Source organism: Brachybacterium sp. Marseille-Q7125 (assembly GCF_023062615.1).
Taxonomy (GTDB): Bacteria; Actinomycetota; Actinomycetes; order Actinomycetales; family Dermabacteraceae; genus Brachybacterium.
The window spans coordinates 1-674 of record NZ_JALLAL010000136.1 but is presented as its reverse complement, the minus strand read 5'-3'; the positions used below and the strand labels follow the sequence as shown (position 1 = coordinate 674).

Genomic DNA, 674 nt, shown 5'->3' with positions numbered 1-674 from the left:
GACGAGCTCGAGCGTCGGCTCCGCGGCGAGGGTCTCGGTGAGGCGGAGGCAGTGCCTTGTAAACCACGCTTGGTCTCCCGGATGCTACTAAATCAGATCTTCCTTGGCTGACCATTAACTGAGAAAACTAAAGATGTGGATAACGTCCAACGGCTATTACTTGTATACTAACAGCTTTTTTTATTTCAGTAACTAATTCTGCACTGAATCCAGCATGTAAAGTCGTAGGAGCCCACATATATTCATCATGTATATGTATACTACGTGAAACATGAAGTCCATCTATTCCACAATCTTCTAGATATGCTGCTATTACTGAACTATCGTGTACATCAATTCCTCCTGGAACATCATCAGTGCTGTTTATACGACATAATATTGCTAGAGAATTTCCTACTTTTTTACGTATATTTTCAATGATAAGACGAGGTAATCTCATTCTATTTTCAAAACATCCACCAAACTCATCTACACGCTTAGTTGTTCTTTGTGATATAAAACTACTAACCAGATAGCCATGAGCGCAGTGAACTTCAACAGCAACTGCAACAGCTTTTTGTGCACGTAATGCAGCATCTCCATAAGGTTCTAGAAGTTCGTATAGTTCTTCTGATGTTATTGCTAGTGGTGTATTACGGCCATTTGATGCAGGTATTGCAGAAGCAGCGTTTAAT

General features: G+C 40.7%; 1 pseudogene. It reads right to left on the bottom strand.

Annotated elements, in window-relative coordinates:
* Positions 1 to 127: 127 nt before the first annotated feature.
* A pseudogene (locus tag MU407_RS14050) lies at positions 128 to 674 on the bottom strand (NADH oxidase); the annotation flags it as partial.